Annotated in this window: 12 protein-coding genes; 8 read left to right on the forward strand and 4 right to left on the reverse strand. The window is 63.7% G+C overall.

Annotation, left to right across the window (positions count from 1 at the left end; translation table 11 throughout):
• Positions 1-71: 71 nt before the first annotated feature.
• On the forward strand, positions 72-1,523 hold the full coding sequence (locus KF719_RS16250; protein ID WP_293510132.1) for a class I SAM-dependent methyltransferase: 1,452 nt from the start codon (positions 72-74) through the stop codon (positions 1,521-1,523).
• Between the two features lie 19 nt (positions 1,524-1,542).
• Here the strand turns inward: KF719_RS16250 and KF719_RS16255 are convergent, their stop codons facing one another.
• Positions 1,543-2,997, reverse strand: coding sequence for a HAMP domain-containing sensor histidine kinase (locus KF719_RS16255; RefSeq protein ID WP_293510133.1), 1,455 nt, complete (start codon positions 2,995-2,997; stop codon positions 1,543-1,545).
• 231 nt (positions 2,998-3,228) lie between these two features.
• On the opposite strand from KF719_RS16255, the gene KF719_RS16260 reads away from it, so the two are divergent.
• On the forward strand, positions 3,229-4,500 hold the full coding sequence (locus KF719_RS16260) for a fatty acid desaturase (RefSeq protein WP_293510135.1): 1,272 nt from the start codon (positions 3,229-3,231) through the stop codon (positions 4,498-4,500).
• An 11-nt stretch (positions 4,501-4,511) separates the two neighbouring features.
• Here KF719_RS16260 and KF719_RS16265 read toward each other — a convergent pair whose 3' ends face one another.
• Complete coding sequence (locus tag KF719_RS16265; protein WP_293510137.1) at positions 4,512-5,321, reverse strand: undecaprenyl-diphosphate phosphatase; 810 nt, start codon at positions 5,319-5,321, stop codon at positions 4,512-4,514.
• Between the two features lie 91 nt (positions 5,322-5,412).
• Positions 5,413-6,651 (reverse strand): Glu/Leu/Phe/Val dehydrogenase dimerization domain-containing protein, encoded by a 1,239-nt coding sequence (locus tag KF719_RS16270; protein WP_293510139.1) that lies wholly within the window; start codon positions 6,649-6,651, stop codon positions 5,413-5,415.
• Between the two features lie 199 nt (positions 6,652-6,850).
• Here KF719_RS16270 and KF719_RS16275 point away from each other — a divergent pair, with 199 nt between their 5' ends.
• From KF719_RS16275 to KF719_RS16300, 6 genes are all read left to right on the forward strand, one after another.
• Positions 6,851-7,663 (forward strand): RT0821/Lpp0805 family surface protein, encoded by an 813-nt coding sequence (locus KF719_RS16275; protein WP_293510141.1) that lies wholly within the window; start codon positions 6,851-6,853, stop codon positions 7,661-7,663.
• A 185-nt stretch (positions 7,664-7,848) separates the two neighbouring features.
• Positions 7,849-8,655: an enoyl-CoA hydratase/isomerase family protein gene (locus tag KF719_RS16280; RefSeq protein WP_293510142.1), complete on the forward strand. Its 807-nt coding sequence runs from the start codon at positions 7,849-7,851 to the stop codon at positions 8,653-8,655.
• 22 nt (positions 8,656-8,677) lie between these two features.
• Complete coding sequence (locus KF719_RS16285; protein ID WP_293510144.1) at positions 8,678-10,561, forward strand: amidohydrolase; 1,884 nt, start codon at positions 8,678-8,680, stop codon at positions 10,559-10,561.
• 27 nt (positions 10,562-10,588) lie between these two features.
• Positions 10,589-12,100 (forward strand): thymidine phosphorylase family protein, encoded by a 1,512-nt coding sequence (locus tag KF719_RS16290; protein WP_293510146.1) that lies wholly within the window; start codon positions 10,589-10,591, stop codon positions 12,098-12,100.
• Positions 12,097-13,002, forward strand: coding sequence for a ribose-phosphate diphosphokinase (locus KF719_RS16295; RefSeq protein WP_293510148.1), 906 nt, complete (start codon positions 12,097-12,099; stop codon positions 13,000-13,002). Before KF719_RS16290 ends, KF719_RS16295 begins: the two co-directional genes overlap by 4 nt.
• Positions 13,002-14,603 (forward strand): MBL fold metallo-hydrolase, encoded by a 1,602-nt coding sequence (locus KF719_RS16300; RefSeq protein WP_293510150.1) that lies wholly within the window; start codon positions 13,002-13,004, stop codon positions 14,601-14,603. The genes KF719_RS16295 and KF719_RS16300 overlap by 1 nt, the downstream gene beginning before the upstream one ends.
• On the opposite strand, the gene KF719_RS16305 is transcribed toward KF719_RS16300, so the two are convergent.
• Positions 14,604-16,214, reverse strand: coding sequence for a DUF6600 domain-containing protein (locus tag KF719_RS16305; RefSeq protein ID WP_293510152.1), 1,611 nt, complete (start codon positions 16,212-16,214; stop codon positions 14,604-14,606).
• Positions 16,215-16,504 lie beyond the last annotated feature (290 nt).

Genomic DNA, 16,504 nt, shown 5'->3' on the forward strand with positions numbered 1-16,504 from the left:
TAGTGTTTGTAATTCGATAGCCCTTATGATTCCTTAAATCCGGTGTGTATGCGTTTACGGGTGGGTGGGTAATGCGGACCTATGAGCAACTGACGGGCGCCCAGGGGCGCAAGATGTTTTATCGCGCCGAGCGGTTCAAACCGGAACAGCTCTTTCGCGAGGCGGTTCCAGCCGTTTTCATCGACGATGAGCGTGCGACGCTCAAGAATCTCAGCATGACCGGCATCGCCGTCCAGAGCGCGCGGGCCGAAGGCTGGGACAATCAGATCGGTGCGGAATTGCCGTTCGAATTGCGGCTGGGGGATGCGCGTCTCTTTGGCGGTGCTGGGCGAATTCGTCGCGTCGAGCCGCATGGAATCCGCACGACCGTGGCGCTCGAATTCACCACCGGCTATCTCGACATTCCGACCATCGTCACCGATCACGACAATCTGGTGCTGACGCAGGCGCTGGCCGATCCGGCATTTGGCACGTCGGAGGGCATTTTGCCGGAGTTCCAGCAGCTCTCCACCGAGATCATCAATCTTTTCCGGTCCTACAAGCAGATTCTCGAAACCTTCGAAGCGCGCCTCACGGCAACGGGCCGCACGCGGGAGAAGTTGCTGCTCGATGCGCTGATCGCCTGCGAAGAGCGCATGGTGCCGCAATGGAAAGAGCTCTGGTATCGGGGCAACGACATTCTGACGCCGGTCTGGAGCGATCCGGCGACGCTCGCCCGGCACAAGCGCTATGCCGAGCGCGTGCTGACGCCCGACTTCATGCCGGGCGCTGTCATGAAACGCTGCTACGAGAAGCCGCTCGGCTATCCGGGCGACTACCGCATCATGAACTATGTCTATGAATGGCAGCGCGTGGGCGACACGCCCTACGAAAAGCTGTTGCACCGCATCGGTGTCGAAACCGGCGCTTGCGTCGGTACGCGGCTGCGCATGACCCAGAAGCTGCTGGCGGAGCGTATTGCCGCCACCGCCGGCGACACGCCGCTCAACATTTCCAATCTGGGCTGCGGCTCGGCCTACGAGGTCTATGACTATCTGAAGATCGACAGGTTGCCGTCGCCGGTCAACTTCACCCTCATCGACCAGGACGACCGGGCACTGAACCACGCTTATGAACATGCTTATCCGGAGGTGGTCCGCCATGCGGGCCGCGCCAAGGTGCAATGTCTGCAGGCATCGTTTGCCCAGCTTCTGAAAGCCGGCGCGCTCTTCAAGACATTGCCGCCGCAGGACGTGATCTACAGTCTCGGTCTCTACGACTATCTCTCGGCGCGGCGCGCGCGTGCGTTGACGCACGACCTATACGCGCAGGTAAAACCGGGCGGGAAACTCATCCTCGCCAATGTCAAGAAAGGCCGCGAGTCCTGCGAGTGGCCGCTTGAATTCGTGACCGACTGGAGCCTCGTCTACCGCACCGAAGCGGATATGCTCGCATTGATCGAGGGGCTCGACGTCGCAAATGTCACGGTCGAGGTCGACGCGACGAAGTGCATCTACCTGATGGTGGTCGACAAACCGGAATAGGGTATCCGCCGGCGGGCGTTCAAAGCGCCTGCCGGACGGTCTCTTCGGCTTGCGGCGCGACGAAGCGGCTCTTGGGGAAGGTGGCTTTCACGGTCGTGCCTTCGCCGACGCGGCTTTCGAGTTCGACCGTGCCGCCATGGAGATTCATGATCTTGCGCACCAGCGGCAAGCCGAGCCCCGTGCCTTGCTGGGTGCGCGACATGGCATCCTCAACCTGCACGAACGGTTCGAATATCCGCACGATGTCCGACGCCTTGATGCCAATGCCGGTATCGTCGACGCTGAGGACAAGATCGCCGGCATTGTTGAGCCCGAGTTCGACACGGACCTGCCCGTCTTTCGGCGTGAATTTGAGGGCGTTCGACGCCAGATTGATCGCAACTTGATTGAACAGGCGCGGATCGGCGATGATCCAGGGTATGTCGTCCCGCACACGGAAGGTAAGGTCGACACCGAGTTCCGAAGCGCGCTGGCGGAACATCCGCATCGTCCGGTTGAGTGAATCGACCGGATCGATCGGTTCTTCTTCCAGCCGCAGCTTGCCGGCCTCGGCTTTCGAAATGTCGAGGATGTCGTTGATGATGCTCAGCAGATGCGTGCCGCTGGACCGGATGTCGGCCGCATAATCGACATACCGGTCTTGTCCGACCGGACCGAACATCTGGTTGGAGATGATTTCCGAGAAGCCAATGATTGCGTTGAGCGGCGTGCGCAGTTCGTGGCTCATGATGGCGAGGAAGTCGTTCTTGGCGCGGCTTGCGGCTTCCGAGCGGCTCAGCAGCCTTTCCGAGCGGCGCTGTTCGAAGCGCAGCTTTTCATTGTCCACGAAGCTCGCCCGCAATTGCCGCTCCTGCACATAGTTCAGGAACATGGCGATCCCGACGGCCGACCCCATGAAGGCATTGTTGCTCACGAATATTTCGAAAGGCACGGGATTGACGAACAATATCACCCACTCATAGGCAAGCACGGTCGTCAGCGACACGATGGTCGGGTAGAGGTAGCTGAGACGCCATACGCAATTGCTGTAGGCAATCACGACAATAAGACCGGCATAATAGAGATAGGCGCCCGGCGCATCCGCGATGGCCGTCATAACGACAATGACGAAGCCGGGCGCGATCATTGCGAAAGACAGCCAGCCCGAGTTCCGGTGTGTGATATGGCCGGCATAGGAAAGCGCGACGAGCCCGAACAGAACCGGGCAAACAAGGCCGAAGCGCAACAGCCATGCTTCATAGACGATTTCGGGAACGATATAGGCGTCGAGAATTCCAAAAAGAGAAAAAACGAATGCGCCCATCACCATCGACAGACGGGTGACGGATATCTGGCGCGAATAGTTGGCCTCCGCGAAATCGTTCTCAAGTTCCGCATCGCTAAAGCGCAACGTGAGCCAGTGCATCGCGAAGTCGCGTCGATCCACCGAGAGCGCGGCACTGTCATCGAGGGTCAATATGTCGATCCATGCCAATGGTCGATCCTGACCGCCTGCCGCTAGCCGGCAAAGCTCCCAGGGTCGAAGAAACATGTAGTCCCGACCTTTTCTGGCATGAGCTTCCCTAAAATCGTCTTAAATGCTTGGTTCTGCGGCGGCGAAACTAAAACTTGCGCTTCACAATTAAGAGGTACTTAACCTAAGATTCCATGTGCCGGATCTGGATTCCGGCAATCCTTGACCGTTAACGAATGGGTGGGGCTCCCGGTGAGCGTTTTGCCAGCGGAAGGCACGAGAAGCGGCATCCGGCCGTCCAAAGCCGGCGTGCCGTCCGATTGGCTGACGCCTGAGGAGCGTGCATATGTCAGCGAGAAGTCGCTGGGCCGCGGCCTGCGGATACTCGGGATTCATTATGCCCTTTATTTCATCACGCTGGTCGGCGCTGTGGCGCCGTTGCCGATCGCGGCGAACCTTCTCTTTGCGGTCGCCAACGGAGCGTTGATTGGCCTTTTGTTCCTGATCGGTCACGACAGCGGTCATTCGGCGTTTGTGCCGGGCCGCACCATGAACCGCTGGATCACGCGGATTGTTTTTGTACCCTGCCTGCATTCGCGCAGCCTGTGGGACGTCGTCCACAACCGCATCCATCATCGCTACACCAATCTCAAGGGCTTCGACTATGTGTGGGCGCCGATGTCGAAGGAAGATTTCGACGCGTCCTCGCCCTTGCGTCGCGGGCTCGAGCGCGTCTATCGCAGCATCTTCGGACCGCTGATCTACTACTGGATTGCGTTCTGGATTCCGAAGCTGGTATTGCCGGTATCGCCCGAAGCGCGCGGAGAGTGGCGCCGGCATTTGCCCGATACGCTTTTCGTGGTCCTTGTCGGTGGCGGCGTCGTTGCGGGCATCGGCGTTCTGGGAAGCTGGCTGGCGCCCGAGCGTGCGCTCTGGCTGACGATGCTGCTCGGCTGGTTCATCCCGTTCGCCGTCTGGAACTATCTGATGGCGCTGTCGATTTTCCTGCAGCACAACCATCCCAAGGTGCCGTGGTTCGACAATCCCGACGAATGGAATTTCTACGGCGGCAACATTCGCGGCACCGCGCATGTCGATCTGCCGTTCGACTTTCTGCCATTGTTCAAATGGGTCATGCTGCATCATGCCCATCACGCCTTGCCGTCGATCCCCGGCTACAAGCTGACCGAGGCGCAGGCGCTGCTGATCGATGCCTATGGCGACGATGTCGTCCGCTATCGCTTCGGTCTGGGCGAATACATGAACATCTATCGCAGCTGCAAACTCTTCGACTACAAGCGCAAGCAGTGGACCGATTTCAACGGCAAGCCCACAGCCGCGCCGATCGACCTTGCGGCGCATGGCCGTGAAACGCCGAAAGACCTGCGCGCTGCATGGCCGCTGCAACCGGCATCCGGTCCACGGCTTGCGCCGGGCCGGACCGGCCGCACGAAGTTTCCTGTGGACGATTCCATGGTCGCGGCGCCCCGCCGTGCAAGCGGCGGCGAGCCGCCTGCGGAGTAACGGCGCCCGTTTTATCCGCGTGTCAGGTAATAGACCAGCAGCAGGCTGCCGAACGCGATCCGGTACCAGCCGAACATCGAGAAGCCGTGGCGGCTGACAAAGCCCACGAACCATCGCACGACGACCAGCGCGGAGAGGAAGGCGGCGACGAAGCCGGTGGCGAGGATGGGGAGGTGCGTGCCGTCGACAAGGGCGCGGTTGCTCCACACATCGAAGATTGTCGCGCCGATGATCACCGGAATCGCCAGAAAGAACGAAAATTCCGCCGCCGTCTTGCGTTCGACGCCGACCAGCAGTGAGCCGATGATGGTTGCGCCTGCGCGCGACATGCCGGGCACCAGCGCCAGACATTGAAACGCGCCGATCTTGAGTGTCGTCCCGAGTGTGAACGCTTCGATGGACGAAACGCGTTCCTCGATGTTCAGGCGTTCGGCCACGATGATCGCGATACCGCCAAGAATGAAGGCCGCGCTGACGACATAGGGCGAGAACAACACGCCGACGATGAAATCGTAAAAGATCGCGCCGAGGACAATCATCGGCAACGTGGCGATGACGATGGCCCTCACGAAGTTATGCGCCGACGGATCGCCGGAGAAGGTGCCGCGGACGACCGTGTTCAGCCGCTCCCGGTACAGGGTGCAGATCGCCAGGATCGCACCAATCTGGATCGATGTTTCGAAGACCTCTCCGGGGACGCTGCTGAAACCAAGAAAATCGCCGGCCACGACCAGATGGCCGGTGGACGAAACCGGCAGGAATTCGGTTACCCCTTCGACGATGCCGAGCAGCAAGGCCTGCAGAAAGCTGTTCTCGAGCATGTCGGCGGTCGTTCCTGCGCTGCGGAGCGTTGATTCGACCCGAGCCTAGCACGCGAACCGTTACATGAACCTTATGGCAGGCAGATGTCGCTCATATTCCGGTTGCGTCGAGAGCGTCCTTGACCCGCCGGATGGCGATGTCGAAGGCCGCTGACCGGAGATCGAGACCGGCCTCGCCCGCATGGTCCAACACTTCGCGGGCGGCATTGCCGAGAATACGGGTGAGCTCGTCATCGACCTGCTCAAGCGGCCATATCTGCCGCTGCAGGTTCTGCACCCACTCGAAATAGCTGACGATCACCCCGCCGGCATTCGCCAGAATATCCGGGATGATCGCAATGCCGCGTTCCCGGAGTGCGGCATCCGCCTCGGCCGTCACAGGGGCGTTGGCGCCTTCGACGACGGTGCGGCAGGCGAGACGCGCCGCGTTGCCCATGTGGATCGCGTCGCCGAGCGCGGCGGGTACCAGATAGTCGCAATCGATCTCGAACAGCGCCTCCGGATCGATGGAATCGTGACCATCGGTGTCTTTCAGCGAACCGCGCGACCGCTTCTGCGCCGACAGCGCGGCGAGATCGACGCCGGCATCGCGACGCACCGCGCTGCGCGAGTCCGAGATCGCGACGACTTTCACGCCAAGTGCGGTGAGCGCCTGCGCCGCATGAAACCCCACATTGCCGAAACCCTGAATGACGGCGGTCGCGCCCTCAAGGGGTGAATTGCGGTGCCGCGCATATTCGGCAACGACGATGCCGATGCCGAAGCCTGTCGCCTTGTCGCGGCCCAGCGAACCGCCAAGCGCCAGCGGCTTTCCGGTCACCGCTGCCGGCGAATGCCCGTAGATCGATGAATACTCGCTGTGAATCCAGCCCATCGTCTGCGCGTTGGTGCCCACATCGGGTGCCATGATGTCGGAGTTGGGCCCGATCTCGCGATGAATGCGTTTGACGAATTTGCGCGTCAGCATTTCGAGCTCGCGCTGGCTCATCTCGTGGGGGTTGCAGGCGATGCCGCCCTTGCCGCCGCCCAGTGGAATGCCGGCAAGGGCCGTCTTCATCGTCATCAGCGAGGCAAGTTCGCGCACATCGTCGATATCGACCTGCGGGTGATAGCGCAGTCCGCCCTTGCAGGGTCCACGCGCATTTTGATGCTGCACCCTGTAACCGGTGAAGATCGCCAATTCGCCATTGTCGCGGATAATCGGAATTTCGACCTTGATCTCGAGCGCCGCCAGCGTCAGCAGCGCTTCGATGGTGCTGCTGTAGCCCAAACGGCGGCAGGCGTCGGCGACCGATTGTCCATAGGCGGATTTCGCGTGGCTGTCGGTCATCGGCTCTCCGGGGGTGTGGGCGGGCGTGTGTCGGCGTCGAGGGGGAATTCGAAAGGAAATGGCGCGCGAATTCAACTCCGGCGGCCTGCGGCATTGTGGGCGCGCAATTAATGGCCGGTTCAGCAGCCGTTCAGGTAGGAAGTGAAAACCTGTCCATGCTGGCGGAAGTGGATTTCCGCCCCTGGAACGGAGGCCCACCATGGTGAGGCAAACTGGAACATCGGCAGGCGTGGCGGTTGCCGCGCTTATCGTCCTCGGCCTCGGCGGGACCGCCCTGGCCGCGCCCGGCGACCGTTGGGACGACCGCGGCAGCTACCGCGGCGACATTTATCATCGCCACGACCGCCCGGAGGCAGCGCGGCATCCAACGCACATGCGGCCGGACACCTTGCGGCAGCATCGCCAGAACGTCTACCGGCAGGAACTTGCCGAGCGGCATCGCTCGGGACCGGTCTATGCCGACCGTCCCTGGTATGGATATGGCGCCGTCGGGCATCGTTCCGGCCCGGCCATCGTCTATCGCAACACCTATCACTACGTAACGGTGCCGCAGCCGGTCTATATGCACGGCCATCCCGGCTACTATGGCGGCCCCCACACGAGCTACGGCTACCGCCATTCTGCCTGCAACAGCCAGGCTGTCGGCACCGTGATCGGCGCCATTCTCGGCGGCGTCATCGGCGCCGATAAGGGCAGGGGCGCCGGCCCTGTGATCGGCGGTGCGCTGATCGGCGCCGTTCTCGGCGGCGCGCTCGGCCATGCGATCGACGCGAGCAATTGGGCTTGCGTCGGCGACGTCCTCGAATATGCGCCGAACCGCCGCGCAGTCTCATGGCGCGACGCGCAGACCGGCTACGGCTATGAGGTCACGCCGATGCGCACCTACGAACCGCATCCCGGCCGCTACTGCCGCGAGTATCAGACCGTCGTTACCATCGGCGGCCGCGCCGAGGAGGCTTACGGCACGGCTTGCCGCCAGCCCGATGGCACGTGGGAGATCGTGAACTCCTGAGCGAGGGGCGCGACTGGCCTGTGGGCCGGGCGCGGACGGGCGGCGCCCTCCTCGGCGCCGCCCGTCTTCTTTTTTACGCGCCCGAACCGGAAAACCCTTTGCGAGCGAGCGCCCGCCGCGCCATCATTGCATCCAACATGGGTGAGAAAGCGGTCCGGCAGAGGCCGCGCGAGGCGAGGGGCGGCATGGCGCAGGACGAAAAGGTCGGCGAATTCATCACCATTGAGCGTGTTGGCCGCGTGGCCACCGTCCGCTTCGACCGGAGCGACCGCGTCAATGCGCTATCGGCGCGCCTGTTGCGCGACCTCGCGGCAACCGCCCGTCTGTTGCGCGACGACGTGACGACGAGCGCCATCGTCCTCACCGGCGGACAGGCCTTCACCGGCGGCGCCGACCTCGCGGATCCGGAGATGGCGAGTCGGGCATCCGCTTCGCTTCTCGAACGCCGCGAGATGCTGCGCGCCGGTCCCGACATGTGCGACGCATGGGAAGCGCTCGACCAGGTGACGATTGCCGCCATCGAAGGCTTCTGCATCGGTGGCGGCGTTGCGCTTGCGGTCGCCTGCGATTTCCGCATCGCCGGGCGCGGCGCACATTTCCGCCTGCCGGAAATTCCGCTCGGCATGAACATGAGCTGGCACACCCAGCCCCGCATGGTGAACCTGATCGGTCCCTCGCGCGCCAAGCAGCTCACGATCTTCGGCGAGCGCGTCGGTGCCGAACAGGCCGAACGCTGGGGCCTCGCCGACGAAATCTGCGACGACGGCAAGGCGCTCGAATGCGCGCGCCGCTGGGCCGAAAAAGTCGCCGCTCTGCCGCCCGTGTCGGTGCGCATGGCCAAGCGCGGCATCACCCAGGCCGCGACCGCGCTCAACGCCGCCGTCACCTTCATGGATGCTGATCAGTTCGCGCTCGCCGCCACCGGCGAAGACAGCCGCGAGGCCATCGCGGCCTTTCTCGAAAAGCGTCCGCCGAATTTCACCGGGCGCTGAAGCGCCGTCATCCGAGGTATCGATGTCTTACGACGATCCGAAGACCCATCGCGGGAATTGCCCCTGTTGCACGCCCTATGTCTGGGGTGCCTATCCGCCGAAGCGCGAGCATCTGAGCCGCCGCGGCTTCTTCGGCGCCGGTGCGGCGCTGACGGCCGGCATGCTGACCGCGCTCGGCGTCTCGCGCGCCGGCGGCGACGCGCTGGCCGAAGCTGCTGCGGCGCTTGCTTTTGCCGCGCCCGCCATCGCCGGCGGATCGACACGGCGCGCCCGCGCGGCCGCCGGCGGCGTCACGGTCTATCGCGGGGGCACCATCCGCACGATGAATTCGACCCTGCCGGTCGCCGAAGCGGTTGCCGTCAAGGGAGGCCGCATTCTCGCGGTCGGCGGCGAGGCCGAAGTCGTATCGCGCGCCGGAAGCGGCGCCCGCATCGTCGATCTCGGCGGCAAGACCATGTTGCCGGGCTTCATCGACTGCCATGGCCATGTCTCGCTGACGGCGTTGTTGATGGGCTTCCAGAATCTGGCGCCGATCCCGGCGGGCCCCATCGGCAGCATCGCCGACATCAAAAGCGAATTGCTGAAATACCGCGACAAAACCGGCGGCGGCCGCGGCGGCTGGATCCTCGGCGCGAACTACGACGACTCGCTGCTCGCCGAAAAGCGCGCCATCACCCGGACCGATCTCGACGAAGTGTCCACCGAGCAGCCAGTGCTCGCCTATCATGCCTCGCTGCATGTCGTCGTCGTGAACTCATATGCGCTGAACCTTCTCGGTATCACGGCCGACACGCCGGACCCGGCCGGCGGCGTCATCCGCCGCTGGCCCGGCACCAACGAACCGAACGGCATTCTCGAAGAGGGCGCGATTTCGCTTGCTCTTCCGCGTCTGCCGGAAGTTTCGAAGGACGAACTGCTCGATCTGCTCGACAAGGTTCAGGATCAATATGCGGCCTGGGGCATCACCACCGCGCAGGACGGCGCGACACGGCGCCCCGACTACGATCTGCTGACGCTCGCCGCCGAGCGCGACCGCCTGAAAATCGACGTGATCGGCTACCCCTTCTTCACCCATATCGACGATTTGGCGCGCGGCGATGTCGAAGTGCAAAAGGACTACAACGGCTTCAAGATCGGCGGCATCAAGCTGATGCTCGACGGCTCGCCGCAAGCCAAGACAGCCTGGCTCTCGGAGCCTTATGAAGTTGTGCCGCCGGGATTCAAGCCGGACTATCGCGGCTACCGGATCGTCGACGATTTGACGGCGGCCAATTATGTCGACGACGCCTTCGCGCGCGGCTGGCAGGTCTATGCGCATTGCAACGGCGACGCGGCCGCCGACCAGTTCATCGCCGCCGTCGAAAAGGCAACGGCGAAATATGGGCCGGGCGACCGGCGCGCGACCGTCATACATGCCCAGACATTGCGGGAAGATCAGCTCGACCGCATGGCGAAGCTCGGCGTCATGCCGTCCTATTTTGTCACCCACACATTCTACTGGGGCGATTGGCACCGGGACTCGGTGCTGGGTCCGGCGCGCGCGGCGCGCATCAGTCCGGTCCGCTCGACCGTCGATCGCGGCATGCGCTACACGCTGCACAATGATTCGCCGGTCGCGCCGTCCGACTGCCGCATGCTGCTCTGGTCTGCGACCAACAGGCGCACCCGCAGCGGCGAAGTGCTGGGCGAAGACCAGCGCATAAGCGCTTACGATGCCTTGCGCGGCATCACCATCGACGCCGCCTTTCAGCATTTCGAGGACGACATCAAAGGCTCCATCGAGGAAGGCAAGCTCGCCGACCTCGTCATCACGGCGGAAGACCCCGAGACGATCGACCCGTCCGGCCTTCGTGATTTGCAGATCGTCGAAACGATCAAGCGGGGCGAAACCATCTACGCCGCCTGATCGGCGGGGAAGAGATACCCGAACGTCATGCAACTCAAGATCAGACGCATACCGCTCGACACATTGCGCGAGAACGTCGCGATACTGGCGTCGGATTGCGGCGCGCTCCGGCCGGAGGCCTTTCAGGCGTTCAAGCGGTTGGAAATCGTCCATGACGGACGGTCGATCATCGCGAGCCTCGACATCTCTCACGATCCCTCGCTCGTCGGGCCGGAAGAGATCGGCCTTGCCGATCCGGCCTTCCGCCGCCTGGGGATGCCCGAAGGCACACAGGTAACGATTGCCCCTGCGCGCCGGCCGCAAAGCCTTGAGTATGTGCGCACGAAAATCATCGGCGAAACGCTGAACGCGCATCAGATCGACGCCATCATTCGCGACATCGTCGGCTATCGCTACTCCGACATGGAAATCGCGGCATTTCTGGTCGCCTGCGCCGGCTTCCTGACGACGGGCGAGTTGCTCGACCTGACCCGCGCCATGGCCTCGGCCGGCAACAGCCTCACATGGGCCTCGCCGATGATCGTCGACAAGCATTGCATCGGCGGTATCCCGGGCAACCGGACCTCGATGATCGTCGTGCCGATTGTCGCCGCGCATGGACTGACCATCCCGAAAACCTCGTCGCGCGCCATCACTTCGCCCGCCGGAACGGCCGACACGATGGAGGTGCTGGCGCGCGTCGATCTCAAGATCGAGGAAATGCGGGCCGTGGTGGGCGAATGCAATGGTTGCCTGGTCTGGGGCGGCCACGTCAATCTCTCGCCGGCCGACGACATTCTGATCGGTGTCGAGCGTCCCCTCAATCTCGACACGCGCGAGCAGATGGTGGCCTCCATCATGTCGAAGAAGATGTCGGCGGGCTCGACCCACCTCGTCATCGACATCCCCGTCGGCCCGACCGCCAAGGTGCGCGACGCGCACGAGGCGATGCGGCTGCGCAAGCTTTTTGAATACGTGGCCGACCAGGTGGGACTTCATGTCGACGTTGTGGTGACGGACGGCGCGCAGCCGGTCGGGCGCGGCATTGGGCCGATGCTCGAGGCGCGCGACGTGATGGCCGTGCTCGACAACGAGCCGGATGCGCCTGCCGATCTGCGCGAGAAGTCACTGCAGCTCGCAGGTCACATCATCGAGGGTGATCCGGCTGTCAGGGGCGGCGGTGGCTATGCGCGCGCCCGCGAATTACTGGAAAGCGGCGAAGCGGCGGCCCGCATGCGGCGTATCATCGACACACAGGGCCATGCGCCACCCGGTCCGCCATTGGGGCCCCTGAAGGCCGATGTGCTGTCGCCCGCCGATGGCGTCGTCGCGGCCATCGACTGCTTCCGTATCGCGCAGCTCGCGCGTCTGGCCGGCGCACCGCTCGATCGCGGCGCCGGGCTCGATCTCCTGAAGCGGGTCGGCGACCGCGTCGAAGCCGGTGAGCCGCTCTACCGGATCCATTCGGCCGGCCAGTCGCATTTCGATTTTGTTGTCGAAGCGGCGGCGGAACTGAACGGCTTCGCCCTCGGAACGATTTCAGGCGGAGCGGGCAGGTGAGCGGCGTTGCGTTGCAGTCTTTCGCGCATGGCCGCGCTCACGCGCTCGAACTTGCGGACGCGCTGGGCGCGGCGTTCGGCGAAATCGGCGTTCACAAGTTTCCGGACGGCGAATCCCGCGTAACGGTGGCCGCGCCTGCGGCGACGACAATTCTCTATTGTCCGCTCGACAGGCCCAACGAAAAACTCGTCGAACTGGCGCTTGCCGTGGAGGCGCTTCGGCGCGGCGGCGCGGCGCGGCTCGTGCTCGTCGCGCCTTACCTTTGTTATATGCGTCAGGACAAGGTATTCCACGAAGGCGAAGCGATCAGTCTGAAGGCCATAGGTGGCTGGCTCGGATCGCTGTTCGATCGCATCGTCACCGTCGATGCCCATCTGCATCGCGTGACCGACATTCGCGAGGTCTTTCCGGATCGCGAGGCGCAAAACCTCACCGCGGCCGAAGTCATCGCCGGGTTCGCGCGCAAGCAGGGCTTTTCCGCTTCGGCTCTCGTCGCCGGCCCCGATGCCGAATCGATCCAGTGGGTGTCGCGCATCGCCGGCGTGCTCGGCGCGGAAGCGATCGCCGGTGAGAAAACGCGATTGGGGGATCGCGATGTGAGGATCGCCTTTCCCCCGGCGAAAATCGAAGGCCGCGCCGTTCTCGTCGCCGACGACATCGTGTCGAGCGGCGGCACGGTGACCGTCGCGGTCGAGAGCCTGAGGCGGGCCGGCGCCGCCGACATCGTCGTGGCCGTCACCCACGCACTCTTCGACGCTGCGGTCGAAGCGCGCATCCGTGCCGCCGGCGCGCGCGCCATCTGGTCGTCGACCTCCGTGCCGCACCCGACCAACGCGGTTTCGCTGGCGGGCCTTCTGGCCGAGGCGCTGCGAGACGAAATCGAAAACGAGAAACGGAAATAATGTCGATCACCCTCAGCGTTCACGGCGCCGCCCACACCGTCACCGGATCCTGCTATTTGCTGCAGGCAGGAAAGACACGCTTCCTGGTCGATTGCGGCATGTTTCAGGGACCAAAGACGCTGAAGGCGCTCAACTATGCGGACTTTCCGTTCGAACCGGGCGAAATTGACTTCGTGCTGCTGACCCACGCGCATATCGATCACTCGGGCTTGATTCCGAAGCTGGTGAAGCACGGGTTCGAGGGCCCAATCTACGCGACGCACGGCACCATCGATCTTCTTTCCTGCATGCTGCCGGATTCCGGTCACATTCAGGAGTTCGAGGTCGAACAGCTCAACCGCCGCAACGCGCAACGCGGCCGCCCGGAAGTGACGCCGATCTACACCGTCGCCGATGCCGAAGCATCGCTCCGCGCCTTCAGCCCGGTCGCCTACGACACATGGATCGACCCTGTGGAGGGCGTGCGCGCACGCTTCTGGAATGCCGGCCACATTCTCGGCTCGGCTTCGATCGAGGTTGAAATCGATACCGGCCTGAAGTCGCCCCGCAAATTGCGGTTGCTGTTCTCCGGCGACATTGGCCCGGATGTAAAGAGCTTTCACCCTGCGCCGGACTCGCCGGAAAATCTCGACTATCTGATCTGCGAGGCGACATACGGGTCGCGCGAGCGCGCGCCAATGACGGTTTCGGATCGCCGCGATCTCCTTGCGGCGGAGGTCAATGCGGCGTTGAACAAGAACGGCGTGCTGATTTTCCCGACCTTTGCCGTCGAGCGCACGCAGGAATTGCTGGCCGATCTTCTGGCCCTCGTCGAACAAAAGCGCGTACGGGACGTGCCGATCTTCCTCGATTCGCCGCTTGCCATCCGCGCCACCGAGGTTTTTCTGGATCACGCCGACAATCTCGAAAACGGCGATGAGTTCCGCCGCGCCATGCGCGCACAGCGCGTGCGCACCACCGAAACGGTCGCCGAGAGCATGATGATCGAGCGGATCGACGGCAGCCACATCGTCGTCGCCGCAAGCGGCATGTGCGACGCCGGCCGCATCCGCCACCATCTGAAAAACCGGCTATGGCGCGAAAATACCACTGTCATCATGATCGGCTATCAGGCGGAGGGCACGCTCGGGCGCATTCTTCAGTCGGGTGCGACGGCCGTTCGCATTCAGGGCGAGGAAATCAAGGTGCGTGCCCGCATCCGCACACTCGATGTCTATTCCGGTCACGCCGACGGACCGGCGCTCGCCCGCTGGGTTGCGGATCGCGGACCGGTGATGCGCGGCACGATCCTGGTGCATGGCGAGGAAGAAGGCCTGGCGGGTCTCCATGCGCGCCTCGCCGATCTCGGCCTCGATGGTGAGCGCATCTTCGCGCCCGATCTCGACGAAGTGTTCGATCTCCTCGCCGAAGCGCCCGAAGCGCGGCGCCGGCCCGCGCCCCGCCGCCTTCAGCCGGAAATCGTCGGCCGTCAGGACTGGCACAACGATCTGTCGAAGCTCTGGCTCGACATAGGCGAGCAACTCGAGGGCGCGGCCGACGACCGCGCCCGCAAGGTTGTCATCCGGCGGCTTCGTCGCGCCCTCGAAGAAAAGCCGGACTGACTATCGCCAGCTTCGGCCCCCGTCGCGCCCGCCGCCTTCGTCGCGGCGTTCGGTACGCTGTTCGTAGCGGCCCTCCGGTTGGCGCTGCATCTGCGGTGCGCGAGGCTGCTGCTGGGCGAGTCGCCGCTCTTGCGTCTCTCTTTGGCGCTGCGGCGGTTGTGCCTGCTGCGGCCGCCGTTGCTGCTCCTGCATCTGCTGCTGGCGTTGTTGCTGTTGCGCTTGTTGCGGCGGACGCCGCTCCTGCATCTCTCTCTGGCGCTGTTGCGGTTGTGCCTGCTGCGGCCGCCGTTGCTGCTCCTGCATCTGCTGCTGGCGTTGTTGCTGTTGCGCTTGTTGCGGCGGACGCCGCTCTTGCGTCTCTCTTTGGCGCTGTTGCGGTTGTGCCTGTTGCATCCGCCGTTGCTGCTCCTGCATCTGCTGCTGGCGTTGTTGCTGTTGCGCTTGTTGCGGCGGACGCCGCTCCTGCATCTCTCTCTGGCGCTGTTGCGGTTGGGCCTGTTGCATCCGCCGTTGCTGTTCGTGCAGCTGCTGCTGGCGTTGTTGCTGTTGCGCTTGTTGCGGCGGACGCCGCTCCTGCGTCTCTCTCTGGCGCTGTTGCGGTTGTGCCTGCTGCATCCGCCGTTGTTGCTCCTGCAACTGCTGCTGGCGTTGTTGCTGCTGCGCCTGTTGCGGCGGCGGACGCCGCTCTTGCGTCTCTCTTTGACGCTGCGGCGGTTGTGCCTGCTGCTGTCGCCGTTGTTGTTCGTGCAATTGCCGTTGGCGCAGTTGGTCGCTCGTTTGCCGCTGGCTCTCCTGCCGCCCGTTCCATTGCGGGTCGCGCCGCCCGTCCACATACCCGTCGATCCGCCGCTCGGGCATGGCTTGACGCGCACCGTCATTCCGGGTCGCTTGCCGGCCGTCGCGCCAGTCGTTGCGTTGCGGCGTTCCGGCCCGATGGTCGTTGCGCTGCCAGTGACCCGGCTGCGCATGAACGCGGTCGATCTTGTAACGGCTGCCGCGCTCGACAAATCCGCGATCGAAGCCGCGATGTTCGACGCGATTGTATTTGTTGCGCGGCGGCGCCCAGTGACGGGTGTTTTGATAGATTGTCTTGTAGTTGTTGACGACGATGATGTGTTGGTGGACGACCGGCGCACCGAAATGATGGCGATGGACATAGCTCCACCCGCCATAGTTCCAGCCCGGATTGTAGGACCAGTAGCTCACGCCGAAGCCGATGGGCGCCCAGCCGACATAGCTGTCGCTGTAGCGCCATGTTACCCAGGCCGGCGCCCACACGCGTCCCGGCACCCACATCCATCCGAAGGCCGCGTCCCACACCCAGTTGCCGTAGTGAAACGGCGCCCAGCCCCAAGCGAAGCCCGACGCCCAGGTCCAGCCATAGCCGTCGTCCCAGACCCAGCGGCCATGCGTATAGGGCCGCCAGCCATGCGCCATGCCGCGCGGATACCACACCGCGCCATAGCTCGCGTGATGGGTCCATGTGCCGTAGGGCGCAAGCGAATCGTAATAATAGGCGGCATCGGAATGCGCCGGGGGATAGTAACCGGCCTTTGCGGGCGTCGCGGCGAACACCCACATGGCCAGCGCCGCCAGCAAGGCAAGCGTCATCGCGGTGCGCGGATGCGTCCGGCGGAGGGAAAGGGCATACATGGAAACAGGGCCTCATCGACGATGACCGTCTGCCCGAAGGCGGCAAGGAGAGCCTCGATGGCTTTGTCTCTTTGCTTTTCTCAAGCCGCGCCACCTTCTCACTGGCGGTTCGGCCCGGACGATCTCTGACGTACCCCGTAATATTCAGTTAACCGCATTTCCGCCGGTTTGTCACTGCTTTTTGGCACCGGCCGCGCCGCTTCTTGTGGCTTTTGCGCGCCGCCTTTGGGAGAATGAACAGCCGGAAT

It is taken from the genome of Parvibaculum sp., assembly GCF_019635935.1.
GTDB lineage: Bacteria > Pseudomonadota > Alphaproteobacteria > Parvibaculales > Parvibaculaceae > Parvibaculum.

Coding starts and splice junctions, on each gene's coding strand:
- KF719_RS16250 (WP_293510132.1), top strand. CDS start 72: ATGCGGACCTATGAGCAACTGACGGGCGCCCAGGGGCGCAAGATGTTT.
- KF719_RS16265 (WP_293510137.1), bottom strand. CDS start 5,321: ATGCTCGAGAACAGCTTTCTGCAGGCCTTGCTGCTCGGCATCGTCGAA.
- KF719_RS16270 (WP_293510139.1), bottom strand. CDS start 6,651: ATGACCGACAGCCACGCGAAATCCGCCTATGGACAATCGGTCGCCGAC.
- KF719_RS16275 (WP_293510141.1), top strand. CDS start 6,851: ATGGTGAGGCAAACTGGAACATCGGCAGGCGTGGCGGTTGCCGCGCTT.
- KF719_RS16280 (WP_293510142.1), top strand. CDS start 7,849: ATGGCGCAGGACGAAAAGGTCGGCGAATTCATCACCATTGAGCGTGTT.
- KF719_RS16285 (WP_293510144.1), top strand. CDS start 8,678: ATGTCTTACGACGATCCGAAGACCCATCGCGGGAATTGCCCCTGTTGC.
- KF719_RS16290 (WP_293510146.1), top strand. CDS start 10,589: ATGCAACTCAAGATCAGACGCATACCGCTCGACACATTGCGCGAGAAC.
- KF719_RS16300 (WP_293510150.1), top strand. CDS start 13,002: ATGTCGATCACCCTCAGCGTTCACGGCGCCGCCCACACCGTCACCGGA.
- KF719_RS16305 (WP_293510152.1), bottom strand. CDS start 16,214: ATGACGCTTGCCTTGCTGGCGGCGCTGGCCATGTGGGTGTTCGCCGCG.